Origin of the sequence: Paraburkholderia sp. 40, assembly GCF_050434105.1 — a bacterium.
Taxonomy (GTDB): domain Bacteria; phylum Pseudomonadota; class Gammaproteobacteria; order Burkholderiales; family Burkholderiaceae; genus Paraburkholderia; species Paraburkholderia tuberum.
Genome location: NZ_JBNPVY010000003.1, coordinates 888,680 through 913,805, shown reverse-complemented (window position 1 = coordinate 913,805; position 25,126 = coordinate 888,680). Strand labels below are relative to the sequence as shown.

The following is a 25,126-nucleotide window of genomic DNA, read 5'->3' as shown; positions in this document are numbered from 1 at the left end:
AGGTTCATTCTCTACGAAGGCTTGAATCGCTGACATGGCGCACGAAAGGGCGCCTGCGTGCTGCCTCTGTTTTCAACCCCAAACATGAAGAAAGACAGAATGACGACCGTAAATGAAAGACTGACATGGCGCTATGCCACCAAAAAATTCGATGCAACGAGAAGGGTGCCTGATGAAACACTTGAACGTATCGTCGAAGCAGTACGGCTGGCACCCACTTCAAGCGGGCTTCAACCCTTCGAGTTGCTTGTCGTGAGCAATGCGGAAACTCGCGAAAGGATTCGCGCCGTTGCCTGGAATCAGGCGCAAATCACTGACTGTTCGCATCTGCTGGTATTTGCGGCGTGGGACGACATCACTGCCGATCGCGTCAACATGATGTTCGATCTGACCAACGACGTTCGGGGCTTCAGGAACGAAGGTTGGGAAAATTATCGCCGCCAACTGCTGGGCATCGTCGCTGATCGGGGAACCGAAGCCAACCATCAGGCCGCTGCGCGGCAGGCTTACATCGGTTTGGGCATTGCCCTCGTTGCTGCGGCTTTTGAGGAAGTCGACGCCACACCAATGGAGGGGTTCGACCCGGCGGCGGTGGACGAAATCCTTGATCTGAAATCGAAGCAACTGCGTAGCGTTGTTCTGATGGCCCTGGGTTATCGCGCCGCGGACGGAGATTGGCTCGTGAGTCTCAAAAAAGTGCGCCGCAGTCGTGCCGACTTCGTAACCGAAATAACGTGATTAGTGAGCGAAACGTTTTCCTACATTGCGATGAAAGCACGCCACGGACCCTATGACCGCGGATGTGCGCCGGGTCTTAACGCGCATCACGACAATCGAGCATCCGCGGAACATTGGGCGCATTGTCACCGTCGCAGCAGTTCGGGCTCGATGTATGTCCGCTTCCAGAGTCCCGGCTGCGACAGCTTGTCGCAGGCTGGTGGATGCAGAGGTTTATGAAATGTTCAGGATCATCAATCAATTTTATGGGAGAAGAATATGGCACCAACATCGGATTTGCCCGAATGGCTTGTAAACGCGCTCCAGGCACTTCAAGCCGGGGATGTCGATGGCTGGATGAAGATGTACGCAGCGGACGCAGTCCACGAGTTTCCGTTCGCCCCAGCGGGGTGGGTCACAAAGCTGGAGGGACGCCACGCGATTGCGTCCTATATGGCCCATTTGCTGGCATCAATCCGGCTCGGCTCGTTCAGCGACGTCCGTGCGCGGCAGGTGGGCAATGAACTCATCGTCGAGGCTACCGGGCATCATCGGCGGGTTTCGGACAATGCGCCGTGGGAACTCAGCTACGTTTGGTTTATTACTCTGCGCGAGGGCCGAGTGACGCATTTCCGTGACTACATGAACCCATTGCAGCTATCTGTCGGCTAAAGGTATTCAAACATCATTGGCTCAGGACTGCGTTTTCCTGATCGCTTAGAGAGTGTTAGGCACTTTTGTTAAGGGCTGCAAAGTGAACAGGCATAAGCACGGAGAATACGATGAAGTGCAAACCGGCCAAGGTTTCAGGCAATCGCTCATAGTCTCTGGCCAGTCGGCGGAAGCGGTTGAGCCAGCCGAAGCTGCGCTCGACCACCCAACGGCGCGGCAACAGCACGAAGCCCTTTTTCGCCTCCGACAGCTTGATTACCTGAAGCTCTATTCCTTCGTCGAGTGCAGCCTGCGCAGGCTCTTCGCCGGTATATCCCTGGTCCGCGAACGCCACCTTGACCGTCTGGCCGGTGGCCTGCTGAACCTGACGGGCCAGTTCTCCGACCTGCGCGCGTTCCTGTTCATTGGCCGGCGTAACATGCACAGCAAGCAGTTGCCCCAAAGTATCAACCGCCATGTGGACCTTGCTGCCGCGTTTGCGCTTGTAACCGTCGTAACCGGCGCGAGGTCCACTTTCGCAGGTCGACTGCAGCGTCCGTCCGTCGAGGATGACCGCGCTGGGTTAGCCACGACGCTTCTGCGCGATCCGGATGATCGAACACAGGTCATTGACCATAGCCTCGAAACAGCCGGCCTGAATCCAGCGTTGCGTCTGCTGGTAGACCAGTTCCCAGGGCGGAAAGTCATTTGGCAACAAACGCCATGGTGCACCCGCGCGTACGATCCAGCGTAGCGCGTTGAACATCTCGCGCAGTTCGTAACGGCGTTGCGGTGCGTCCTTGTTCATCAAGGTCAGGTACGGAGCGGCGAAGTACCATTCTTCGTCCGACATATCCGTTGGGTATGGCCTTCGTTTTTTCATCCTGCCAGGATACCAGGTCCGACAAAAAGTGCCTAACACCCTAGACGATGAAAAGCACTGGGGACCTCAAGAACCGATCGCCGGTTATGTGCATGGGCTTTGTGTGCGGAAAGGCTTTAACGGACGTGGACTCGGCAGCTTCATGCTTGATTGGTGCGCTAATAAAGTGAGCGGCTTGAACCGGTGTTTTGTTCGACTCGACTGCGACGCCCAAAATGCGAAGCTATGCGCCTACTACGAGTCGCTTGGATTTACCCGCGTAGGACTGAAACCCGACGGCTATGTCTGGTCACTGTACGAAAAATTGGCCCACTAGCTTCCAGAGTCCGCTTGCCGCCGGGTCGAATGGCCGAAACCGGTCGCGCGCTTTCGATCGCACCGCGGAAGATGCAGCCGTCCATGCTTTTTGCGTGAGACACTGAACGGCCCAGACTGTGTCAAAACGCGTGGCCACTGGGAATTGACGAAACCTGTTCCGGCGCATGTCGCGGCTTGTCGTTTGCGGCAATCTGAACGCAAACCACAACCGAACATATCGCAAAGGCTCAACAACCCCGTACGGGCATCACGCCCGCATCGCCTTCATAACCGCTTCTGAACCGAGTAGCTTGATCACTCGCTTCATGTTGTACGCCAGCACGTGCAAGCTCATCTCCGTACTCACCCGCTCGATGGTCCGTGTCAGGAAATGAGTGGCGCCCATCCATGCCTTGATCGTGCCGAACGGGTGCTCGACAGTCTGTCGCCGGATGCGCATCATCTCAGGCGCATGATCAAGTCGCGCCTGCATCTCATCGAGAACAGCCTCGTGCTCCCAGCGTGTCACGCGACGTTGAGGACCCGGCGTGCAATCCCCCTTTAGTGAGCATTGCTGGCAATTTGAACTCCAGTATTTACTGATCTTCAGACCGCGCTCAACAGTTGAGAATCGCCAGATGAGCCGCTGGCCCGCCGGGCACCGATATTCGTCCGTCTGTGCGTTGTAAATGAAGTCATCCTTGCCGAAGCGGCCATTAGCCGTTGCGCTCGATGTCACCGGTTTGGGAACGAGCACGCTTATTCCAGCCTCATGACATGCGAGTATCTCCTCGCTCTTGTAGTAGCCGCGATCCGCAACTGCGGTGAGCTTGTCGACGGCCATCTCATCACGCGCCAGCTTCGCCATCGACGTCAACTGATCACGATCAATGCCATCATTCGTAACGACGTGCGCGACGATCAGATGGTGCTTCGTGTCAACCGCCGTCTGGACGTTGTAGCCGACGACTCCCGTTCCTCGTGTCTTCATCGAACGGGCATCGGGATCCGTGAGCGACACCTGTCGGTCCGGTGCTTCGTTCAGCTTAACCTCGATTTCCTTGAGGCTTCGCATCTGTTCCTTCAAGGCCGCGATCTTGTCTTGCAGTCGCTCTGTTCTGGCCTTCGCGATTGCAGGCTCCTGACGATCGGCTGTGTCCATCGCCTCGAGATAGCGAGCGATACTTGACTCGATGTCGCGCATGCGTCGTTCGAGCTTGGCGCTTGTGAAGTTGCGATCACGATGGTTCACCGCCTTGAACTTGCTGCCGTCGATCGCAACGAACGCTTCAGCGAAAAGGTCCAGACGCTGGCATAGCATGACGAACTGACGACAGACGCTGCGGATTGCTTTGCCGTTGTCTTTACGGAACCGAGCAATGGTCTTGAAGTCCGGCGCCAAGCGGCCCGTGAGCCACATCAGTTCGACGTTGCGCTGAGCCTCGCGTTCAAGGCGACGGCTGGATTGAATACGGTTCAGGTAACCGTAGATGTAGATCTTGAGCATCACCTCCGGATGATACGAAGGCCGCCCTGTCAGCGCTGGCTCAACACCTTCAAACCCAAGCTTCTGAAGATCAAGCTCATCTACAAAAACATCGACTACACGCACGGGATTGGTGTCCGTCACGTAGTCGTCAAGTGCTTCAGGGAGGAGAAAGCTTTGTGTACGACTGTCGCCTTGAACGAACCGCTTCATCTCGCCCATCCTCCGCTATCGGATGAGCCATTTTAACCTGTCAAAATGGCGTTTTGACACAGTCTGGGCCATGAAGAGACGAACGAAGATTGCCTTTGAACGTCTCTTCAAGGGCTAGAGCAGGTCGGTCGTTGTCAACGGCATAACCTGCGGTTCGACAGTCTGAACGATCAATTTATGTGGGCGATCCTGATTGCTAAAGAGCCCGCTGCTGATTGAAACACTATCGACGAACCAGAATTCGCCGATTGGGTGGAAAAAACCGGTCACGCAATTTTCTGGAGGACGCGAGGAATGCTTTACCTTTAGCCAAGGCTCGCGGTGGGGTTAAAGGCGCGACCCGGGTTTCGCGCCGTCATCCGCGGGGTCAAGATTCTGTCTCACTCGCATGTATGAAAGCCGTATTGCCTTCGCGATGGTCCCGTTTCAGTCGATGAGCAAGACGGGCAAACCACAAGTGCACCACCGGTGTCGTGAATAGCGTCAGCATCTGCGACAGCACCAGACCGCCGACAATCGCAATCCCGAGCGGCACGCGTAACTCTGCCCCGGCGCCATGACCGAGCGCCAGCGGAAGCGCACCGAACAGCGCGGCGAGTGTCGTCATCATGATGGGACGAAAACGCAGCACGCAGGCCTGGCGGATCGCAGCGGTGGGCGAAAGACCCTGCTCGCGCTCCGCGACCAGCGCAAAGTCGATCATCATGATCGCGTTCTTCTTGACGATGCCGATCAGCAGAATGATCCCGATCATGCCCATGATCGACAGATCCTGGCGGAACAACATCAGCGCGCACAGTGCACCTACCCCGGCTGACGGCAGCGTCGAGATGATCGTCAATGGATGAATCGGGCTTTCATAGAGAATGCCCAGCACGAGATACACGACCACCAGCGCCGCCAGAATCAGGTAAGGCTCGCTTTTCAGCGAGGCCTGGAACGCCTGCGCGGTGCCCTGAAACGTGCCCGTCAACGAGTCCGGCTTGCCGGCCGCCGCTTCGGCCGCGCGAATCGCCGTCACCGCGCTGCCGAGCGATTGACCCGCGGCGAGATTGAACGAGATCGTCACGGCCGGGAACAGGCCCTGGTGGTTCACCGAAATTGGCGACACGTTGTTCTGAACTGTCACCAGCACGTTCAATGGCACGAGTTCATTCGTCAACGGCGAGCGCACGTAGAGATGCGCGAGCGCGTCTTGCGTCATTTGAAACTTCGGATCGACCTCTTCAACCACGTGATACTGGTTCAACTGTGTGAAGAGTGTTGCAATCTGACGCTGGCCGAATGCGTCGTAGAGCGTATCGTCGATCGCCTGCGCTGTGATGCCGAAACGCGAGGCCGTACTACGATCGATAACCAGTGTTGCGCTCGTCGCCGAGGCTTGCTGGTCCGACGTCACGTCGGTCAATTGCGGCAGCTTCGCAAATCGGTCCGTGAGAAGTTGCGCCCAGTGGTCCAACTCCTGCACATTCGGGTCCTGCAGCGTGTACTGGTACTGCGCGGCGCTGAGCCGTCCACCCACCTGAATGTCCTGACGCACCTGCATCGACAGTGTGATGCCCATCACCGCCGCGAGCTTCGGTCGCAGACGGTTGACCACCTGCCCCGCGCTCGCCGTGCGCTGATTGAACGGCTTCAGGTTGATCATCATGCGGCCCTGGCTGACGGTCGGATTAGGCCCGATCCAGTAGTAGACGTTGTCGACCGCCGGGTCTGCTTCGACGATATGAGCCAGTTGCTGCATTTTTGCCGCCATCGATTGAGGCGAAATATCCGGCGCGGCCTGTGCGATACCCTGAATCAGACCCGAGTCCTCTTGCGGAAAGAAGCCTTTAGGGATCAGCACGAACAGCGCGCCGGTCGCAATCACCGTCGCAATCGTGACGACAAGCATGGTCTTCTGGTGGCGCAGGACCCAATCTAGCCCTTGTTCATAGCGCCGCTCGACCGCAACGAAGACCGCCTCGAGCCATCGCTCCAGCTTGCTGAGGCCACCGCGGTTTGCCGCCGGCGTGCGGATCAGCCAGCCGCATAGCATCGGCGTAACGGTCAGCGAGACCAGCGCCGACATCACAATGGCCGCGCTCACCGTCACCGCGAACTCGCGGAACAGGCGGCCGACGATCCCGCCCATCATCAGGATCGGAATGAACACGGCGATCAGCGATATCGTCATCGAGACGATCGTGAAACGCACTTCGCGCGCACCTAGCAACGCGGCTCGCATGCGCGGCACGCCCTCCTCGATGTGACGCATCACATTCTCGATTACAACGATCGCGTCGTCGACGACGAAGCCGACCGCAATCGTCAACCCCATCAGAGACAGGTTGTCGAGGCTATAGCCGAGCAGATACATCACGCCGAAGGTCGCCACGAGGGACAGCGGAATCGTCAGGCTCGGAATCACGGTGGCCCAGACGTTGCGCAGGAACGAGAAAATCACCATCACGACGAGCCCGATAGTCAGCATCAGCGTGAACTGCACGTCGCGTACCGACGCGTTAATGGTCTGCGTGCGGTCGCCCACTACATGCACGTGCGCCGCCGCGGGTAACGACGCCTCCATCTCCGGCAAATGAGTCGTGATGTTGTGGATCGTGTCGACGACGTTGTAGCCCGGCTGCTTATGGACGTCGAGAACGATCGCGCGTTCATGCTGCAGCCAGGCAGCCTGCTGGGTGTCTTCGGCAGCGTCGATCACGGTGCCCAGGTCCTGCAAACGAATCGGCGCGCCGTTCTTGTACGCGACGACAAGGTCGCGATAACCGGCTGCAGTGGTGATCTGGTCGGTTGCGTTGAACACGACCGAACGGTCCGGACCGTTCAGGCTGCCCTTCGGTGCGTTGACGGTCTGCACACCGACGATCGAGCGCACGTCTTCCAGCGTCAGGCCGCGCGCGGCGAGCTTGTCGGGATCGACGCGGATGCGCACCGCTGGACGCTGCTGGCCGTGAAAATCGACGAGGCCCACGCCCGGCATCTGCGAAATCTGCTGCGCGAGAAAATCTTCGGCGTAGCTGTCGAGCTGTGTCAGCGTGAGCGATGGCGACGTCAAGGCGAGCGACAGCAGCGTAAAGTCAGCCGGATTGACCTTCTGGTATGTCGGCGGATTCGGCAGGTTCTTTGGCAACATGCCGCCTGCAGCGTTGATCGCCGTCTGCACGTCCTGGGCCGCCCCGTTGATGTCGCGCGACAGGTCGAACTGGATCGCAATGCTTGTCGTGCCAAGAGAGCTCGACGAGGTCATCTGCGTAATGCCGGCGATGTTCGACAACTGCCGTTCAAGCGGCGTCGCCACCGACGTCGCCATCGTATCGGCACTGGCACCAGGCAGATTCGCGATGACCTGGATGGTCGGGAAATCCACTTGCGGCAGAGGTGCGACCGGCAGCAGAAAATACGCCACCATGCCGACCAGCAGGACGGCAATCGCCAGGAAGCTGGTCGCTATCCGTCGCTGGATGAACACTTCGAGCAGGCTCATGACGGCGAGTCCGTATTCGCAGTGGACGCAGACGCGGAGGCGGCTTCCGCGTTCGCGCTGACGATCTTCGCCGCCACCTTCACGCCCGGATTCAGACGGCTCTGTCCATCGAACACGATCAGCTCGCCCGTCTGGACGCCATGCCTGATCTCTGTCATGCCGTCGACGCTTACGCCGGTCTCAACGGCTTTCATCTGCACCTTGCCGTCCGGGCCTATGGCATACACTTGCGTGCCGGCCTGCGTATTGACGATGGCGCGACTCGGCACGGCGATGCGCTGACGGTCGGTCTGCACGAGCACGCGCGCGGTGACGAGTTCGCCCGGCCACAGCTTGCGGTCCGTGTTCGTGAACGACGCCTTCAGCTTGATCTGGCCCGTGGCCGGATCAACCTGGCTGTCGACAAAGACGAGCGAGCCTTGAGCGAGCTCGTCGCTGCCGGTACGCGTCGTAACGCTCACCGGCAGTGGCGCCTTCGCCTGATTCGCCAGCAGGTTCGGCAGCACGTCCTGCGGCACCGAGAACAGCACGTCGATCGGCTCCATCTGCGTGAGGGTCACAATGCCGGTGGTGTCCGCAGGATGGACTATCGCGCCGACGTCGGCCTCACGCGCGCCCACGCGGCCCGTGAACGGCGCGCTCAGCGTCGTAAAGCTCAGTTGCAGGCGGTCGCTTTCCATCAGCGCCGCGTCCGCGGCGACGGTCGCGGCCAGCGCCTTGACTTGCGCCCGCGCCGTGTCGACGCTCTGCGAGGTCGCCGCGCCAATGCCCACGAGTTTCGAATAGCGGTCCAGGTCGAGCTGCGCGTTCTCGAGGCTCGCCTGGTCCTTGCGTTGTGCCGCTTCAGCCTGGTGCAATTGCGCGGTGAGCGGCCCTTGATCGAGTTGCGCGAGCATTTGCCCAGCCTTCACGTCCTGACCTTCCGTGAAAGCGACGCGCTGCAACTGACCGTCGACGCGCACTTTGACGTCGACGGTATTGAGCGCCTGCACGGTGCCCACCGAGGCGACGCGGATCGGGAAGTCTACGGTAACGGCGTGGCCGGCGTTCACCGGAACGGCGGGCACCGGTGCGCTAGCGGGGTGTTTGGGCCATTGCCACCAGACTAGCAGGGCGAGCATAGCCACGAGGGCTGCGATGACAGGCAGAGGGAAACGGCGCTGCGGCCGGGGCGGTTGCTGAGGAGGCAGATCTGCGGCGTGATTCATGGCGCGACGGGATTTGTTGAAGAGGGGCGCTGCGCGTAGCTGTCTTCGGCGACGGCGGTGGTGTCGGTGTGGTAGACAGGGCGGGTTAAGCCGATCGAGCCGCTTGAACCGATGGCCGAGGGTTCGCCGCTCGCGTCGCCGTCACCGTTCTGCGCGGTCACGCCGTAACCGCCGCCGAACGCGCGGAACAGACTGACCGACGCCTGCAAGCGCGCGAGCCGTGCCTGCACGAGCGTGTCCTCGGATTGATAGAGCGTGCGTTGCGTGTCGAGCACTGTCAGGAAATCGATCGTGCCAAGTTTGTATTGCGCGTCAGCGAGCGTGGCGGCCTTAGCGGCAGCATCGGCCGCCGCCTGGTCGGCCGATTCCGCCTGGCGCTGCTGCGCGGCGGCCGACAGCGAATCCTCGACGTCCTGCAGCGCGGTCACGACGGTCTGTCGGTAGCCGGCGACGCTTTTGTCCTCGGCTGCTTCGTTCGCATGCAACTGCCCGCGCAACGCGCCGCCGTCGAAGATCGGCGCCGCCAGCGACGCCGCCAGGCTCGAAAACGGACTTGAAAGAAACTGCGACAGCGAACGGCTACTCAGGCCGCCGTCGGCCGTTAGCACAATGCTTGGGAAAAAGGCCGCGCGCGCCGCGCCCACGCTAAAGTTCGCCGCCTGCAACTGCGCTTCCATCGAACGGATATCGGGCCGGGTATCGAGCAGGCTCGACGGCAGGTTCGGCCGCGGTTGCGGCACAGGAATGCCGGCGAGCTTCGCCTCGGGGACGACAAATCCCTCGGGCGCCGCGCCCGCCAGCGTAGCGAGCAGGTGCACGTTCTGATCGAGTTGCAGTTGCAGCGTCGGAATCGCAGCCTGGAACGTCGCCAGTACGTTGCGCTGCTGTTGGACCTGCAATTCCGTCACGACGCCGGCCGCCTGCTGAGCCTGCATTAGGGTCAGGATCCTGGCGGCATCGTCCGAGATGGTCTGCGCGAGCGCCACGCGTTGACGCAGGCTCTGAATCTGGAACCACGTATCGACCACCGACGCAGTCAGCGTCAGTGCCACCGTATCGCGGTCGAAACTGCTGGCGCGCGCGAGCATCTGCGCCGAATTGGCATTGGCGGCGTTGAGCCCCCAGAAGTCCACCTCGTAAGCCGCTTCCGCGAACAGAGTCTGTCCGTGGGTGGAGATGCCCGAACTGCCTCCCGCACCGCTCAGATGGCTGCGCTCGAAGGTGCCGTTCAGCGTCAGCGACGGATACAGCGGCGCGCCGGCCTTTTCTGCATTGGCGCGCGCCTCGGCGACACTGGAGACCGCTGAGGCCAGCGAGAAATTGTTATGCAGGCTACGCTCGACGAGCGCATCGAGCGCCGGGTCCCGGTACACGCGCCACCAACCACTTTTGACCGGCACCGTATCGGCCAGCGGCGCCTGCGCGGCACTGCTCCAGGCGATCGGCATGGGCGCGGCCGGACGCTGATAGGCGGGCACGAGCGAGCAGCCAGGCAACAGCCCAAGCGTCAGCACGCACGCGATCAGCGACAGCCGCGACCTGACAGCCACGCGCAACGTGAGCGGCGCAAGGCGACCGAGTGGTGGCGAACCGTACAACCGGGGCATAAAGGGCATTCCTCGCAACATGGACGACGCGAGGATAGCGAGCCCGTCCTGTCGGGTCGTTCGCTCGATTATTAAAAAAATTTAATGGGGAATTGCGCGAGGCCGCCGCGCGCTCAACCGTTCGCGCGGAGCACGTAGCCGGCACCGACCACGGTGCGAATCAGCGGCTTGTCGAAGCCGCGATCGACCTTGCCGCGCAGCCGGTGCATGTGCATGTCGATGATGTTGCCGCGCGGGTCGAACTGGTAGTTCCACGCGGATTCGAGCAGCATGCTGCGCGTGACGATCTGCCCGGCGTGACGCATCAGGCACTCCAGCAGCAGGAATTCGCGATGCTGCAGATGCAGGTCGCGTCCCGCGCGGCTCGCGCGGCGCCCCCGCCGGTCGAGCGCGAGGTCGGCCACCTGCAAGACGTCCTGCAGACGCGCCCGGTCGGTCCGGCGCGCCAGTGCTTCGACGCGGGCAAGCAGTTCGGCAAATGCGTAGGGTTTTGCCAGATAATCGTCACAGCCCGCGCGAATGCCGTCCACGCGGTCGGTCAGCCCGGCGACGGCGGACAGCATCAGGACCGGCGTCGCTTGACCGTGCGCCCGCAGTTGCGTAACGAGTTCGATGCCGTCGAGCGCCGGCAGGCGGCGGTCCGTGACGATCACGTCGTAGATGCCCTCGCGGGCAAGCGCGAGTCCGGTTGCTCCGTCGGCGGCCGTGTCGACGATATGGCCGCTTTCCATCAGGCCACGTGCGATGAAGTGACTGCCGCGCGCATCGTCTTCCACGATCAGGATTCGCATGCAGGCCAACCGTAAGCTGTCATTTGAACTGGGTTAAATTTTTTTAATGTTGGGGCGAAACAGGTGTTTTCCGCGCCACGGCATACTGTGAACGCATAGCGTAGCGCAAAGCCGTCTGCCCGGGCGGCACCATGGCGACTCAATGCGCTCTTACTCCGGAATCTGTATGCCGAACGTTTTGGTCGTCGAGGACGACCGCCAGACACGCGAAGAGATCGTCGACGCACTTACCGATCACGGGTGCCGCGTTGACTCGGCCGAGACCGGCCGTGACGGGCTGATGCTGGCCGTCGCCACCCAGTACGACGCCATCGTGCTCGACCGGATGCTGGCCGGCGGTCTTGAGGGACTTGGCATGCTGGCCGCGTTGCGCAGCGCAGGCATTGTTACGCCCGTTCTGATCCTGAGTGCGCTTTCGGGTGTCGACGAGCGCGTGCGCGGCCTGCGCGCCGGCGGTGACGATTACCTGACCAAACCATTTGAATTCATCGAACTGACCGCACGCCTCGACGCGCTGATGCGCCGCCGCCACGTACCGGCCAGCGTCCAGGAATACCAGGTGGGACCGATGCGGATGAATCTGCTCACGCGCGAAGTCACCTGCGCCGGACGCCCGATTGCACTGCTACCGCGCGAATACAGGCTGCTCGAATACCTGATGCAGCATGCGGGTCAGACGATCAGCCGCACGATGCTTTTCGAAGCCGTGTGGGATTACCGGCTCCACGAGCGCACCAACGTGATCGACGTTCATATCAGCCGCCTGAGAAAGAAGCTGGACCCCACAGGTTCGATGCCGATGATCCATACCGTACGTGGCTCGGGATATACCCTCCGTGCGCCTGACTGACCTGCACCGCACCACCAGTTTCCGTCTCGCGACGCTGTTTCTCGCGATGTTCGGTGTCGTCTCGCTGTTGCTGTTTGCTTACCTCTATTTCGAGATCACGGGCTTCGAGATCGAGCGCGTCGACGAATGGCTGCGGCGCGAGCATGCGGCGCTGGTACGGGAAGGAACCGACGAGCTGGTGGCGCGCTTTAATCATCAGAGCCAGTTCGATCCGCGCCATCAGCGTCCGTTTGCGTTGTTTGACACGCAGGGCAAACACATCGCGGGCGGTCTTCCCGGCGGCCGGCCGGAACTGCCGTACTTCGACCGGCCGTTTTCGACGCGCCTTGAACTGCCTGAGCAAAATGTGCCCGCACGCTGCATCGCCGCGCGGATTCCGGATGGCCGCACCGCATTGCTGTGCCAGAACACGCGCGAACTCGATCACTTCGATGAAGAACTGTTGCATGCGTTGGTGTCGGTGGGTGTGCTGATGCTCTTTACCGGACTGATTGGCGCGGCGATAGTTGGGGTCGGGGCGGTGCGGCGGCTGGATGCGGTGACACAATCGATCGAGGAAATCGTGGCGGGCAATCTCAGCCGCCGCTTGCCAGTCCATGCGAAGCAGGACGACATTGACAGGTTGGTGCGCGTCGTCAACGGCATGCTCGACGAGATCGAGCGCCTGATGCAGGAGGTCAAGGGCGTGTGCGACGCAATCGCCCACGACTTGCGTACGCCGCTGACGCGGCTCATGGCCGGGCTTGAGCGCGCGCAACGACGTGCCGCTTCCGAAGAGGAGTACCGTGCCGCCACCGAGAACGCGATAGTCGAACTGGGTGGGATTTTGCGCACCTTCAATGCGCTGCTGCGCATTTCCGAAATCGAGAGCAACGCGCGGCACGGTAACTTCGTGACGGTCGACCTGGCCGCAGTCGTCGACGATGTGATCGAGTTCTATGAGCCGACAGCGGAAGAAAAGCGCGTGACGCTCGATTATCGACGCACGGCGTCCGGCTCGATCGAGCTACAAGGCGACCGCAATCTGCTGTTCGAAGCGATCGCCAACGTCGTCGAGAACGCGATCAAGTTCGCGCCGGAGGAAGGTCACGTGTCGGTGGACCTCTTCCGCGACGCTGCTGGCTTCGGGATCACAATCGCTGACGACGGCCCGGGGATCGCACCCGACGAGCGACAGGCAGTGCTGCGCCGCTTCTATCGCGGCGAGGCGAGTCGACACACTCCCGGCAATGGCCTTGGACTGAGCCTGACGCATGCTGTGGCAGGCATGCATGACATATCGATCCGCTTCAACGATGTGCCGACGGGTTGCAGCGTAACGCTACTCAGGAATACCCGTCCAGCGGTCATCCGAGCATTGGATTGAGCTTCTTGTCCAGCTCGGACAGTGTGGCCACTGAGGTAACGGCCGATTGTTTTTGCTGAACGACGAGTCGGTCCACAGTCGAATGACTTCTCGAACACGAACTTCGGACGTTCAGGGAAGCTTACCGAAGGACGGTCTTGGGTCGGCTCGTGTCTGTTGCGCGAGCCCCGCGACCGGGGTGTTTTTGGCGTTCGGTCGTCGGGCGCTGGTCGGCCATGAGGCGTCATTCACCTGCACCATAATTCGGACATTCAGACGGCTGTTCGGCAGCAGCAAACGGCCATTCGAAATCGCGAGGAGAATGTTGCCTAATCGAAAAAAATGGCTGCCAGTGACGTCCACGTGTTCACGCGCGCGTCGAGATGCACTCGCCGGATTGGACGAAGACTATTCAAGCATTTGGGCGAAGTTGCCATTATCTGTACCTTTTCCGCGTGTTATTCTCGGTGCACTTGCACACCAACAGCAACGATCATGAACGAAGTTGCTGACAACGGCGCAACGCTGCGCCCCTCGATCGAGCGGTCGGGCTTAACACAAGGCTGAAGCGCTCACGGTTCCTCAAAAAGGCAGGCATTTCCGGTTGCGTTGTCGACCTGGAAAGCGTATCTAGCCCCCGCCGTTGGCCCTTCAAGTATGAAACATCATTCAGAAAATGCACGGAATACGATCGACTTCGCAACTTCGCATCGGCTCACTGGAATGTAGTCTTACGCACTATTGCCCTATGATTTTTGCGCCTAGCCTAATCTGGTTCAGCACAGCCCTCCTGTTCTTGGCACCCGCTCTAAATCTCATCGTGCGAGGCGGTACCGGCTACTGTTTCTTCGCGCTTCTAGCGCTGGCGCTCGGCGCTGCTGTGGTCACAACCGGCTCTCATTCGCGTCGGTCAGACCGACGACATCAACGCAGAGAGCGCTGCGACGTTCCGATCTTCGGATTCGGCCACGCACCAACGCATTACCGGCGAGTTTGCTAGTCGATCGAGGTCGCAATGATCTTTCTCAAATTGCTCACACGGTTCCGGCGGCAGACGTCCTGCGGAGCCGTATTATCGCCAATTTGGTCGCTAGGACCTTGCGGACTGGAACCCGGGCGTAGCGGCTGAGAGGCTTATATGTGTTGCGTGGAGGAGCTAGGGCTTCCACCGCACGGGATTGTGAGGTCTCAGTCGACCTCGCAAGGTTGCAAGCGATTTTTGTGCCTAAGGTACTTAGCTAATCGGATCTGAGTCATCGTCTTCAAGCACGCAAGCGGATCAAAATAAACGAAGGAAAAGTAAAAGTGCGTTTAGTGTATTTTTGCACGTCGCCGCGAGCAAACGAGCACGCTGGCGGGGTTAAAGTCATCTACGACCATTCCATCCGCCTGAATAACAGTGGCATGATCGCTTCCGCGATCATGCATGAAAGGCGTGGTTATGAGTACCCGTGGGCCGAACATGCCGCCCACCTGATTTCCGACAGGGAGCTGCGCCCGACAGATCATCTGGTGTTGCCAGAAATTAAAGCGGCACAGCTTGCGCGCATCCTGGCTCCGAGCAGACTGAAGTACTCGATTTTTGTCCAGAACGGATACTATCTGCGTGACCGCGACGGCGGTTGTACCGATGGCGACGTAGATCACGCATATCAGAATGCATCCGCAATCCTGTCTATCTCAGAGGATACCTCCTCACTGATTTCGCTTCACTATCCGCACCTGACAGGCCGGATTGGTCGGGTGTTTTGCTCGGTAGATGGCAGCGTGTTTAACGCCGAGGGCAAGAAACGCAACCTCATCACGTATATGCCGCGCAAGAACGGTGCGCATGCGGCCGCCGTGGTCTTTGCATTGAAGAAGCGACTGCCTCCGAGTTGGGAAATTCGTGGGATCGACGGTATGAATGAGGCAGAAGTCGCAGCACTGCTTAAGGAATCGCGGATATTCATGTCGTTTTCTGGCTTGGAAGGACTAGGTTTGCCGCCAGTTGAGGCTGCGCTGTGTGGAAACTACGTGATTGGGTATCACGGCGGCGGCGGCCGGGAATACTGGGCATCACCAAACTTTGAAGAAATCGCCGTTGGCGATCTTGGGGCTTTCGTCAGAAGGGTCGAGGGGCGCGTTCGTTTGTTGTCTGGTAGCGCTGACGATCTTGTTGAGCTTGAGCCAGGGATGGCTAGTCTGCGCGCGCATTTTTCCCAAGAGAGTGAACTGGCCGCTCTCAAGCGATTTGTCGACAAACTCAAGGTAGACGCGCCACGCGGAGCGACAGCGCCCCCGGCCGTAGGATCCGCGCCGATCCGGCTGCAAAAGCGGATGCGCCTTGGATGGTGGCTGGCGTTGCGGCGAGTGCGCGCACGAACGCGTGCGTTAGCAAAGGCACGGTGTGGGCTTGCGGCGGCGGACTCGGGCTCGCCGCCCTGAAATGTAATTTGGAGCTAGGAATGAAATATTTGGCAATTGTTGGCATCGTTCTCGCAGTTCCGTTTGCGATGCGTGCGGGTCAACGTCTGCTTGCCCGAAGACGGTTGCGGCGTGCAATCCTTGCGAGCAAGTTTGAACCCAAGTGGTAAGAACGGTCGGCTGATGATTTTTCGCGGAAATTGTGTTCGCTACAAGTTCAGAGTCAGGTGGTCGATCTTCACGTCAATGGCAGTTCAACTTCGGGAAGTTGCCGTTCGAATGACGACCCGCCGTAGGTCCGGGGTGGGTCGAGTGCTGACGGACGTGGACTTTTCAGCGGCGGAGTAATCAGATGGTGCGGCGTCGGGCCAGGATCGGCCAACAAAAGACATCCGCTTCTGACCAGCGAATGTCCGCCCTCGAAAGCGGACGTTGATTCCCACTCGAACGAGCAGACTGGCATCTACAGCCTGACCCGTTCGCTGGCCCGCATCTACGCCGGTTCGTCAAAAGTAGTACTTCGTGTCAGCGTCTCCCACGCGTCAAAATCCTGGGCCATTGCAGCAAGCTGTTTGCGCGCGAGCTCAAGCGCATCTGCCCCCAGCAGAAGATGCAACGGCGGTTGCGTCGCCTTCAGCGCGTCGATGATCGCAAGTGCGGCTTTCGCCGGATCGTTCTGCTGCTTTCCGTGCGAGGCGAGCAGGGCATCGCGTTGTTTGCCGAGAGTCGCAGTGAACTCAGGGAGACGAATCCTGGATTGCTGCATCGAGCGGCCGCGAAAATCCGTCCTGAATGCGCCAGGTTCGACGACCGTCACGCCAATGCCGAATGGCGCCACTTCCTTTGCGAGCGTTTCGGATAGACCTTCCACCGCGTATTTGCTCGCGTGGTAGTAGCCGACGTTCGGAAAAGTGGTCAGTCCTCCAATCGAACTCACGTTGACGACGTGCCCCTTCGCGCGTTGCCGCATAGCCGGTAGCACGGCCTGGATCATGGCGATAACGCCGTGCACATTGGTATCGAACTGCGCGCGGATCGCGGCATCTTCGCCTTCTTCGATTGCCCCGATATAGCCATAGCCGGCGTTGTTCACAAGTACGTCAACCTGACCGAAGCCGTCATGCGCAGCCTTGACTGCCGCGTTGATTTGCCGGGAATCAGTGACGTCGAGACCCACCGCGATGGCCCGATTGCCATAGCGTTTTGCGAGGCCATACACAGCATCCGGGTTGCGAGCGGTCACAACCGCACGATAGCCGTGTTGCAGCACCGTCTCGGCCAACGCGCGACCGAGACCCGACGAGCTTCCCGTGATCATCCATACCGCATTGTCGTCAATCATCCTTCCTCCGTTTCACTTCGAAATATCGACATCGGTTTCGCCCGATGCCTTGACCATGAGAAAGGATAAATGCGAGTATTCATTCGATCATCCCGGATAATTTGTAAGCGTCATGCAATCAGATAGAACAATGACGCGAGGGGTGCTGGATGACCTCTCGGCTTTCGCGGCAGTTGCGCGGACACGGAGCTTTTCGCGCGCAGCAGCGCAACTGAACGTGTCCAATTCGATGCTGAGCTACACGATCAAGCGTCTGGAGAATCGCCTCGGCTATCCGTTGCTTCGACGAACAAGCCGTAGCGTAGCGCCCACCGCCGAGGGACAAACGCTGCTGTTGACGCTGGAACCTGCATTGGACGCGATCGACAGTGTCCTGGGCGACCTTAGCCGGACTCGCGACCGCATTTCGGGCACGCTTCGAATCACCGCCACAAAGCAGGGGTATGAGGCGGTCATCCGTCCGGTACTCGGCGATTTCTGCGCGACTTATCCGGACGCGACTGTCGAAGTCATCATTGACTATGCGTTCACGGATCTCGTTTCCGGTCGCTACGACGCCGGCATCCGGCTGGGCGAGAAGCTCGAACAGGACATGGTGGCGTTGCCGGTCGGACCGATGCTCAGGATGGCTGTGGTCGCGTCGCCGGCGTACCTGGCGCAACATGGAACGCCGGCGACGCCGGAAGAGCTTCGGCATCACCGGTGCATCAACTACCGGATGGAAAGCGCGGACACCGTTTATTCGTGGGAGTTTGAAAACGGTGGAAGAAAACTGAAAGTGGCGCTGTCGGGACCGCTGACCTTCAATGAGCCGGACCTGATGATGCAGGCCGCCGTCGATGGTCTTGGCGTGGCGTATGTGCTGGAGCACGAGGCCGCACCGCTGGTTGAAACAGGGCGTCTGGTTCGAGTGCTGGACGACTGGTGCCCGCCATTTGCCGGATTCTTCCTCTACTATCCGTCGCGCAAACAGGTTTCGCCGGTGCTAGCCGCGTTGTTGATGCACCTGCGGGGGAAGTAAAAAGCCGACGCACGCCGGCTGAAAGATTCCAGCTTTTCCCACAAGCGAGCCAGAATCTGAGAGAGTTCACATGCGTCATACGAAAAACGGGCTGTTCTGGTAGGACCTCGAATCTTTCTCTTTTCCGCGTTTTACGAATGCTCATTCGTGGGCCTTGCCGCTGGACACGTCCAGCCGTTACCAACAGGTAGGGAGCGGCCATTTTTTGCCGTTCGTCAACACTTGCAACGCGTCGCCCAAGTGACGCTTATATCTGCAAAACCGTCCGAAGCGCCCGTGGTGAAAGCCGGTTGATCCAAATTGAATAGAGCGGAATCCGGGAAGGCTCCTCGCGCTGTTCCCTGGTCCCGTCGGGAGCATGTCACCCAGGACCTGGTCAATTCCTTGCGCCAAGTCCACGCGCGGCCGGTGAGACGCAGGCCGCGACGTCAGGTCCCGACGACCGCCACCTACAGGCGCACGACGATCTTGCCGTTTGCAATGTTGGCTTCCATCAGGCGATGAGCGTCGCGTATCTCCTCGAAACGAAGGACTCGTGCGGCCTTTGCCTTGTAGATGCCGCGTTCCACGCGATCAACGATGAGCTGCATCGGTACTTCGGATGTCGGAAATGCGGGTGTGCCGAACATGAAGCTGCCAAAGAAGCTGAAGTGCACCCCGCTCGGGAGCTCCGCCATCGGCGTGAAGTCGGTCATTGGCTTGGTGCCGCCGAGAAAGCCCGCCAGACAGAGGCGGCCGTGCCGACGAACCATCGTGAGCGAGCCGACGACGGTGCTGTTGCCGACCAGCTCCAACACGGCGTCTATGCCATCGGGATGCAGATCGCGCACGCGCCGTGGAAGGTCGGATTCTTCCGACAACACCTGCCTGGCGCCTAGCGCCTCGAGAGACTCCGCGCGATCGGGGTTGCGCGTCGAGGCAATGACGCAGGCGCCTGCGTGCGCGGCGATCTCCACCGCCGCCCGTCCCAGCGCAGAGGTGGCCCCACGAATGACAACTGTCTGGCCGGACTCGAGGTTGAGGTTGCCGAACAGGGCAGCCCAGGCCGTCGCATAGGATTCCGGAATCGCCGCGAGATGCTCCCAGGCCAGATTCGTCTCAACCGGCACAACGTTGCTGGTGGGCACGTTGGTCAGCTCGGCATAGCTGCCGTTAATCTTGCGTCCCATGCCGCCCATAAAGGCGACGACCTTTTGTCCCGGAATCAGGCGCCCGTCCGGATCAGCCTTCACGATTCCAACGCACTCGATTCCGCTGATCTCGGTCGCTTCGGGCCATGTACCCTCGCGCATATGGGTCTCGGCGCGATTCACGCCGAAGGCCTTGACCTCGATCAGAACATGACCGGCCCGGGGCGAAGGATCGGGCCGCTCCTCGATGCTCAGCACATCTGGACCGCCGTACCGCTTGATGACGATGGCACGCATGAAATATCTCCAGGTAAGTGGGTGCCTTCTAATATTAGGGATTGGAGAAATTGCAATAAATAATGAAGTTTCGATGAACTCGATAGGGCCGACCGATGATTGAAGGTTTAACGCTGTATCAGTTGCAGTGCTTCGACGCAGTCGTTTCGGAAGGCGGTTTTCAGCCCGCGGCCGAAAAACTTCGGCGCACGCAACCGACGGTTTTCGCCGCTGTGAAGAACCTGGAGGGACAGCTAGGTCTGACGCTGCTCGATCGCAGCGGCTATCGCGTCGCGCTGACTGAGGCTGGGCGTTCGTTCCACGAACATGTCCGCGTGTTTCTGCTTGAGCTGCGTGGACTGAAGAACCACGCTACGCAACTGGCCATGGGCGAGGAGAGCGAGCTACGTGTCGTGATTGGCGATCTTTCACCTGTGCGCGAGGTGCTCCGACTGCTGCGCGGCTTCTTCGATGACCATCCGGCTACGCGGCTGCATCTGCACGTCGAGGCTATTGCAGGGCCGTGGGAGCGCCTCTTCGACGGCGAAGCCGATCTGATCATTCACCATATCGACAAAGCCGATCCCCGGCTCGAGTACATCGACTTGTGCGTGGTGAAACTCGTCCCTGTTGTAGCGCCGGGATTTCTTCACATTCCCATCTCGGATGAGGTCACGCCTGAGCAGATGCGTGGCTACGTCCAATGCGTGATACGAGACACGGCGCGTCACATCGATCGGCCGAACTACTACATCATCGAGGGCGCGCAGACCTGGACGGTGGGCGATCAGTTGATGAAGAAGGAGATCATTGTGCAGGGCGCAGCCTGGGGCCATCTCCACGATTATCTGATCGAACAGGAGTTGCGTGACGGGCGCCTTCTGTCGATCGGCGGACGGCATCTGCAAGGCGGACGGATCGAAATCACGGCAGCGCGCCGGCGAGATCTACCTCACGGGCCGATCGCGGATCTACTTTGGCAACACATCAGGGAGGCGGCCGCGGACTTCAGGATTGATAGAGAGGCGTGAATCAGAGAGACGTTCGCGCAGATCGAGTAACTATGTCGATGCTGTTTCTGCTGCCCCCCTGACTCTGTATCCTCCGCGAAGTGACACAGGACCCGGATGGATCGAAGACATAACCGGGGCGAGGCTCCATGCCTCGACTAGGGGCTGCTTACACTCGATGAAATGTGTTTATATCTTTGTCTTTTGCGCGAGGAGGCCACGATGATTCGAACGTTATTGAGCGATGAACTATGGGCACGAATCGAATCCGTCTTGCCGGGCAAGGAGGGCGACCCAGGGCGAACGGCGAGCGACAATCGTTGGTTTGTCGAAGCTGCCCTCTGGATCGGCCGGGCCGGCTACCCATGCCGCGATTTGCCGAAGGCCTTCGGCCGATGGCATACGGTGTACATGCGATTCTCCCGGCGGCGTCGCAAGGGCGTGTGGGAACCCGTGATTCACGCCGCAGCCGACGAAACCGAGATCAAGCATGTGCTGATCGATTCGGCCATCGTGCGCGCACATGCCGCGCATAGCTTTGTCGCGCACCTTCACCGGCCCGAGGGAGCCGCCGAAATACTGAAGGATTGGACGCGAAGGGCGCATGGTCTTATGCGTTGGGCGGACCGAACATGCCGTTGCCTTTGTGACTCAATGTCCGCTTTCCCGGTCATGAGCGGATTCGATCGCGCCTGCCGCGACGGTGCCGAAGTGTTGGTACAGTTCCTCTGCGGAGTCAACGCTCTGGATTCTTCTCGCCTTCACGTCCGCCATGCCCGCTTGCGCAGCATCGCGTAGCGCTTCGATCCTTGCGCCACCCTCGGCATCCTCACGTTCGACCGACCGCAAGCCTTCACGTACCACTTCGCCTGCGTTCTGGTAGCGGCCAGATTTGGCGGGCCGGTCGACCGGTGAATCCTCGTGGTCCGTGACCACTACGTTGCGAGTCGGCATGTCGAGCGGGTCCTTTTGAACGGGTGCGGGCACATTATGCCATTCCGCGAAACATGTCCGGCCGAGGTCTGAGAAGACGAGTTTTTCGTCCTGTTCTGTCTTCAGAAGCACAACGAGCCAGCACCCTTTTGGCAACTCAGATCGGGACCTGCGGTCGCGATACCGGAGTTTTGGTATGCCCCGGTGCGATACAGGATCTGAACATCGCTGTCGTTAACATCAGCACATCGGCGACCACGCTTCAGGCAGGCAAATCGTCGAGGTCGCCTTTGCGATCTGCTGGGGACCGCCTTCAGGCGGCCAGAGCCCCTCGGCATAGTGATGTGCCCGTAGCGCCATACGCTCCTCGAGGCTTGAGAATCCCCAGATGTGGGTGATGCGAGGAGGGCCGTCGAGTGCGTACATATTCGCGACCAGATGAGAAGTGTAAGCTTCGGCCGGGCCGATGGCCTGCTCCCAGGCGGCGATGGTTGGCGCGATTCCACCGGGTTTCAACCAGTAGCGGCGAAACTCGTAAAACCTGCCAAATGCCGCTGGTTCGACTGCTGGCAAAAAAGGAAACAGCGCATAGCTTTCCATGTCTATCCGGATGTGCGAGTTCTCTATATGAAACGGCTGCTCGTCCATATAAGCCCGTTCACGTTCACGCTGGAGTTCATGCATAGTCTCGAACTTGCGCAAGACGATGATTCTCGCGAGCTCGCCAATCTCCGTTCGCCATGAACCAAGGACGATACCACCCGCGTTGGTGTCGGACACCCAGCGGCGTGCGCCGTCGGATACGGCTTCCTGCTCCAGAAGAGCGCACGAAAGCGTAGTCAGTTCGTATAGCATATAAATCTCCTTCGCCGGTTGTGAAAGACGTTCCGGTCGTTTCCCTGGATTGAAAAGCGAGCGCTATTGTTGCCCGGAGGGAAGCACATTTTCAGACCGTGCCTGGTGCCGACCGTAGCGTTTCATTCGCAGCGAGCCCGGCTCAATCAGAGACATGAATTGCGCCGCGATGGCTTCCGACGAGAGCCCTTCCATCGAAGCGTCGGCATCGGCCGCGGAGCCCCAGTGGACGATCGCCAGCCAGCTATGGTGACTGCCGGGCGCGGACTCCCGCGACAGAAAGCCCGGACGTCTGACGATGAGGGTAGGTTCCTCACGACCAACTACGTACGCCCGTACACGAATCCTCTCTTCCCGCGATACGAACTCTGGGAAAAAGATGACAGCCCGGAGGGACGCGCCGACGAGTATTGGGAACAAGCGCGGTTTCAGATAGATGAGGAAGAATCGGAAGCCGACGGCAACGGAGACGGCCCGAAGGGCCGGCTGCCAGGGTGACGAAAACCGGCTAGCGCTGAGGAGTAGCCACGCCGTTGAGTGCGTGGCCGAGCCATAACCCAGGCCACTACATTCCTCTTGCTGGCGAACTGCACGGCGGCGCGGTGCTTGCGCGGTATTCCTTCGTTGCCGCTGCGTGCGACCGCGACGACAGTCCAGCCAGGTGCCTATACCCAAGCTTCGCGTGACTAGGAATCTCGGCGTTCGCTGAGGAATAGCCGACATAGAGTTCCTCACTGAGGGTCCTGGTGACCTACAGGTATAGCGAGGGCTGTCTCCGACAGACTCAAAAATGCTCGGCGTTGAGAATCAGTTTTCCGTGGACCCGTCGAGGTTGAAGGGGGCACCACCTGCGTGCTGCTCGAACCAAAGGAGCGCATCTTCCGAGCCGAGAAACCTGACGCGCTCTCGTGCAGCTTTCAGCGTCTTCACTTGGTCCTTGATGTCCGACGGCGGGTTGCCATAGGCGTTCAGAATTGCCTTGCCCGCAAATACGCGTTCATAAGGTACACCGTCCCTGGTCAAGGTAACCATGAAAAAGCCACGCGAAAGGGGCTCGTTCGTCAGGCTGTCGTCCGCAGTAATCACCTCGACAGAGGCATCCGGGTCAGTCGCTTCCGACCATAGTGGCGATCCGCTCGCCGTATCGGTGCCTATCAGTCCAGCGGCTCGCGCGTAGCCATCCGGGACACTTGTCACAGTCTCGCGCAGTGGGTCGATGAGAAAAGATACGTCCATTGGCTCCTCCTGTGCGGAAAACCTGTTTCGGGGCAACGTCGGTGTTCACCGATAATACACGACGCCCGCTGGCGGGAGGCTAAGCGGCCGAGCGGTGTACTTCGGCAAAAACGACGCGGTGACCTCCGGGGGAGGGAACAAGCAGATTTGCTGTCGACACCAAAATGATTTTGACCCGCTGCCGACATCGGATTGGCCTACCTGCATCAAACCAAGGCTGCAGCATCGACGCCTTGCAGCTCATCGAACTGGTCAGCCGCATTTCGGCATGCGGGCGAAGCTGGCATCGGCGACATCAGGGCACGTTGTCGGGTCAACTATGGCAGGAGCCTCGGCTGGGCCGAAATCGAGGAGTTGCGTCGCCTGCTTCGTTGCTAACCGGACTTGCCCAGGGACGTCAAGCGACTTCGCCTTCGACTTCCGAACGTACCAATTCCGAAGTCCGACACAAGAATTGACCGCCGCGACACTGTAAAGCGGCGCTAATCAGCCGCGCGCTCCATTCGGACCCTGTGCTCGTCGTAGCAGGCGCGAAGCGTCTCGGGGTCCGGCATCCGCATCGTCAGCAATGCGCAATCGGGGTCATCACTGCCGTAACCAGAATCGTCCGTGACAGTCACCACCATATCGCGGAGAGAGTCGTAGCAAATATACGGATACGTGTCCACGACCCATCTGAAGGCATCGACGAAGTCGTCAAACGCTCGAAGTCCGCCGTAGTCGTCGTATACGCCCTCGAATCCATGAATCCCCAGCCCGTTCCACGCGCCTCCCAGGATGCAAATGCAGGTAAGCGTGCTAGATGCATATTCTCCGGCTTTCATCGACATCCCCCAGCTTCGAGCATCATAAGGCGGGCGGCGGTGGCCCATACACAGGCGCGGGAACCCCTATATCTGGTCCGACATTGACGCGGGCCATAGCTGCCCCCGAAAGGGTAAGTGCGAATGACGCCAAGCCCTGATGAAAATGCCAGGTGTTTGAACATCATTTCGTCGCCTCATTACTCGATTTGATGCGCACACTTGCCCACTCCTCGCATAGCCCACACCGTTCAATCCAATCCAGGGCAACGTACGGTTTAAGTGCGAGGTTGACAATCTGAGCGGGTTTGAGCGGCAAACGCGAGCGCATTGAGGTCGGGTGCGAGGAGGTGAACTTTACGATAACCAGGACGAACTGAAGCAATAACCAGGTATGCGATTGCGGCCGCTGCACTCATATATTGGCAATGCGGTTGTGCGATTATCGTGCACAGGTTACCCACTCCATTCTCGGGAAAATGGATGCCCTCGGTGCGCTCGACATGGAGCGATGAAAGGCCGTGTCTTGGGCGAGGTTGGCTACGAAGGCGGCTAGCAAATACATGGACTGCTCCGAGA

Annotated in this window: 20 protein-coding genes and 3 pseudogenes; 11 read left to right on the top strand and 12 right to left on the bottom strand. The window is 59.8% G+C overall.

Annotated features, from left to right (window positions below):
- Positions 1–84: 84 nt before the first annotated feature.
- Positions 85–738: an NAD(P)H-dependent oxidoreductase gene (locus OKW28_RS19660; protein WP_429448165.1), complete on the top strand. Its 654-nt coding sequence runs from the start codon at positions 85–87 to the stop codon at positions 736–738.
- 258 nt (positions 739–996) lie between these two features.
- The gene (locus OKW28_RS19655) at positions 997–1,389 is read left to right on the top strand and encodes a nuclear transport factor 2 family protein (RefSeq protein WP_429448163.1); all 393 of its coding nucleotides are present in this window, start codon (positions 997–999) and stop codon (positions 1,387–1,389) included.
- 55 nt (positions 1,390–1,444) lie between these two features.
- On the opposite strand, the pseudogene OKW28_RS19650 reads toward OKW28_RS19655, so the two are convergent.
- A pseudogene (locus OKW28_RS19650) lies at positions 1,445–2,251 on the bottom strand (IS5 family transposase).
- A gap of 28 nt (positions 2,252–2,279) precedes the next feature.
- Between OKW28_RS19650 and OKW28_RS19645 the strand changes: the two are divergent.
- Entirely contained in the window at positions 2,280–2,567 is a 288-nt protein-coding gene (locus tag OKW28_RS19645; protein ID WP_429448161.1) for a GNAT family N-acetyltransferase, read from the top strand.
- Positions 2,568–2,816: 249 nt separating this feature from the next.
- On the opposite strand, the gene OKW28_RS19640 is transcribed toward OKW28_RS19645, so the two are convergent.
- The 5 genes from OKW28_RS19640 to OKW28_RS19620 all read right to left on the bottom strand — a co-directional run bounded on the left by OKW28_RS19640 (position 2,817) and on the right by OKW28_RS19620 (position 11,340).
- Positions 2,817–4,247, bottom strand: coding sequence for an IS1182 family transposase (locus OKW28_RS19640; protein ID WP_429443949.1), 1,431 nt, complete (start codon positions 4,245–4,247; stop codon positions 2,817–2,819).
- 367 nt (positions 4,248–4,614) lie between these two features.
- Positions 4,615–7,734: an efflux RND transporter permease subunit gene (locus OKW28_RS19635; RefSeq protein WP_429448159.1), complete on the bottom strand. Its 3,120-nt coding sequence runs from the start codon at positions 7,732–7,734 to the stop codon at positions 4,615–4,617.
- Positions 7,731–8,855 (bottom strand): efflux RND transporter periplasmic adaptor subunit, encoded by a 1,125-nt coding sequence (locus OKW28_RS19630; RefSeq protein ID WP_429448806.1) that lies wholly within the window; start codon positions 8,853–8,855, stop codon positions 7,731–7,733. Before OKW28_RS19630 ends, OKW28_RS19635 begins: the two co-directional genes overlap by 4 nt.
- 83 nt (positions 8,856–8,938) lie before the next feature.
- On the bottom strand, positions 8,939–10,549 hold the full coding sequence (locus OKW28_RS19625; RefSeq protein WP_429448157.1) for an efflux transporter outer membrane subunit: 1,611 nt from the start codon (positions 10,547–10,549) through the stop codon (positions 8,939–8,941).
- A gap of 113 nt (positions 10,550–10,662) precedes the next feature.
- Positions 10,663–11,340 carry a response regulator transcription factor gene (locus OKW28_RS19620; RefSeq protein WP_429448155.1) on the bottom strand — a complete coding sequence of 226 codons (678 nt, stop codon included), beginning with the start codon at positions 11,338–11,340 and terminating at the stop codon, positions 10,663–10,665.
- Between the two features lie 166 nt (positions 11,341–11,506).
- Between OKW28_RS19620 and OKW28_RS19615 the strand changes: the two genes are divergently transcribed.
- The 4 genes and pseudogenes from OKW28_RS19615 (at position 11,507) to OKW28_RS19600 (ending at position 15,962) form a co-directional block, all read left to right on the top strand.
- The gene (locus OKW28_RS19615) at positions 11,507–12,190 is read left to right on the top strand and encodes a response regulator transcription factor (RefSeq protein ID WP_429448154.1); all 684 of its coding nucleotides are present in this window, start codon (positions 11,507–11,509) and stop codon (positions 12,188–12,190) included.
- Entirely contained in the window at positions 12,177–13,556 is a 1,380-nt protein-coding gene (locus OKW28_RS19610; RefSeq protein ID WP_429448152.1) for a sensor histidine kinase, read from the top strand. Before OKW28_RS19615 ends, OKW28_RS19610 begins: the two co-directional genes overlap by 14 nt.
- Before the next feature lie 727 nt (positions 13,557–14,283).
- Positions 14,284–14,418: pseudogene (locus tag OKW28_RS19605) on the top strand (O-antigen ligase family protein); the annotation flags it as partial.
- Positions 14,419–14,840: 422 nt separating this feature from the next.
- A complete protein-coding gene (locus OKW28_RS19600; protein ID WP_429448150.1) occupies positions 14,841–15,962 on the top strand; it encodes a glycosyltransferase in 1,122 nt (373 codons plus the stop codon).
- A 472-nt stretch (positions 15,963–16,434) separates the two neighbouring features.
- Here the strand turns inward: OKW28_RS19600 and OKW28_RS19595 are convergent, their stop codons facing one another.
- On the bottom strand, positions 16,435–17,283 hold the full coding sequence (locus OKW28_RS19595) for an oxidoreductase (protein ID WP_429448148.1): 849 nt from the start codon (positions 17,281–17,283) through the stop codon (positions 16,435–16,437).
- Positions 17,284–17,425: 142 nt separating this feature from the next.
- On the opposite strand from OKW28_RS19595, the gene OKW28_RS19590 reads away from it, so the two are divergent.
- Positions 17,426–18,304 (top strand): LysR family transcriptional regulator, encoded by an 879-nt coding sequence (locus OKW28_RS19590; protein ID WP_429448146.1) that lies wholly within the window; start codon positions 17,426–17,428, stop codon positions 18,302–18,304.
- Positions 18,305–18,753: 449 nt separating this feature from the next.
- Here OKW28_RS19590 and OKW28_RS19585 read toward each other — a convergent pair whose 3' ends face one another.
- Complete coding sequence (locus tag OKW28_RS19585; RefSeq protein ID WP_429448144.1) at positions 18,754–19,731, bottom strand: zinc-binding dehydrogenase; 978 nt, start codon at positions 19,729–19,731, stop codon at positions 18,754–18,756.
- Between the two features lie 95 nt (positions 19,732–19,826).
- Between OKW28_RS19585 and OKW28_RS19580 the strand changes: the two genes are divergently transcribed.
- Both OKW28_RS19580 and OKW28_RS19575 read left to right on the top strand, forming a co-directional pair.
- Positions 19,827–20,741, top strand: coding sequence for a LysR family transcriptional regulator (locus OKW28_RS19580; RefSeq protein WP_429448142.1), 915 nt, complete (start codon positions 19,827–19,829; stop codon positions 20,739–20,741).
- Between the two features lie 201 nt (positions 20,742–20,942).
- Positions 20,943–21,245: pseudogene (locus OKW28_RS19575) on the top strand (transposase); the annotation flags it as partial.
- Between the two features lie 126 nt (positions 21,246–21,371).
- Here OKW28_RS19575 and OKW28_RS19570 read toward each other — a convergent pair.
- Positions 21,372–21,785 (bottom strand): type II toxin-antitoxin system ParD family antitoxin, encoded by a 414-nt coding sequence (locus tag OKW28_RS19570; RefSeq protein ID WP_429448140.1) that lies wholly within the window; start codon positions 21,783–21,785, stop codon positions 21,372–21,374.
- Positions 21,786–21,893: 108 nt separating this feature from the next.
- Positions 21,894–22,508 (bottom strand): NIPSNAP family protein, encoded by a 615-nt coding sequence (locus OKW28_RS19565; RefSeq protein WP_429448138.1) that lies wholly within the window; start codon positions 22,506–22,508, stop codon positions 21,894–21,896.
- Positions 22,509–22,754: 246 nt separating this feature from the next.
- Between OKW28_RS19565 and OKW28_RS19560 the strand changes: the two genes are divergently transcribed.
- Entirely contained in the window at positions 22,755–23,006 is a 252-nt protein-coding gene (locus tag OKW28_RS19560) for a DUF2934 domain-containing protein (protein WP_429448804.1), read from the top strand.
- A 309-nt stretch (positions 23,007–23,315) separates the two neighbouring features.
- Here the strand turns inward: OKW28_RS19560 and OKW28_RS19555 are convergent, their stop codons facing one another.
- On the bottom strand, positions 23,316–23,744 hold the full coding sequence (locus OKW28_RS19555; protein ID WP_429448137.1) for a hypothetical protein: 429 nt from the start codon (positions 23,742–23,744) through the stop codon (positions 23,316–23,318).
- A gap of 482 nt (positions 23,745–24,226) precedes the next feature.
- The gene (locus OKW28_RS19550) at positions 24,227–24,574 is read right to left on the bottom strand and encodes a hypothetical protein (RefSeq protein ID WP_429448135.1); all 348 of its coding nucleotides are present in this window, start codon (positions 24,572–24,574) and stop codon (positions 24,227–24,229) included.
- Positions 24,575–25,126: the final 552 nt, after the last annotated feature.

Coding starts and splice junctions, on each gene's coding strand:
- OKW28_RS19660 (WP_429448165.1), top strand. CDS start 85: ATGAAGAAAGACAGAATGACGACCGTAAATGAAAGACTGACATGGCGC.
- OKW28_RS19655 (WP_429448163.1), top strand. CDS start 997: ATGGCACCAACATCGGATTTGCCCGAATGGCTTGTAAACGCGCTCCAG.
- OKW28_RS19640 (WP_429443949.1), bottom strand. CDS start 4,247: ATGAAGCGGTTCGTTCAAGGCGACAGTCGTACACAAAGCTTTCTCCTC.
- OKW28_RS19635 (WP_429448159.1), bottom strand. CDS start 7,734: ATGAGCCTGCTCGAAGTGTTCATCCAGCGACGGATAGCGACCAGCTTC.
- OKW28_RS19630 (WP_429448806.1), bottom strand. CDS start 8,855: ATGCTCGCCCTGCTAGTCTGGTGGCAATGGCCCAAACACCCCGCTAGC.
- OKW28_RS19625 (WP_429448157.1), bottom strand. CDS start 10,549: ATGCCCCGGTTGTACGGTTCGCCACCACTCGGTCGCCTTGCGCCGCTC.
- OKW28_RS19620 (WP_429448155.1), bottom strand. CDS start 11,340: ATGCGAATCCTGATCGTGGAAGACGATGCGCGCGGCAGTCACTTCATC.
- OKW28_RS19615 (WP_429448154.1), top strand. CDS start 11,507: ATGCCGAACGTTTTGGTCGTCGAGGACGACCGCCAGACACGCGAAGAG.
- OKW28_RS19595 (WP_429448148.1), bottom strand. CDS start 17,283: ATGATTGACGACAATGCGGTATGGATGATCACGGGAAGCTCGTCGGGT.
- OKW28_RS19585 (WP_429448144.1), bottom strand. CDS start 19,731: ATGCGTGCCATCGTCATCAAGCGGTACGGCGGTCCAGATGTGCTGAGC.
- OKW28_RS19580 (WP_429448142.1), top strand. CDS start 19,827: ATGATTGAAGGTTTAACGCTGTATCAGTTGCAGTGCTTCGACGCAGTC.
- OKW28_RS19565 (WP_429448138.1), bottom strand. CDS start 22,508: ATGCTATACGAACTGACTACGCTTTCGTGCGCTCTTCTGGAGCAGGAA.
- OKW28_RS19560 (WP_429448804.1), top strand. CDS start 22,755: ATGGTGACTGCCGGGCGCGGACTCCCGCGACAGAAAGCCCGGACGTCT.
- OKW28_RS19555 (WP_429448137.1), bottom strand. CDS start 23,744: ATGGACGTATCTTTTCTCATCGACCCACTGCGCGAGACTGTGACAAGT.
- OKW28_RS19550 (WP_429448135.1), bottom strand. CDS start 24,574: ATGTCGATGAAAGCCGGAGAATATGCATCTAGCACGCTTACCTGCATT.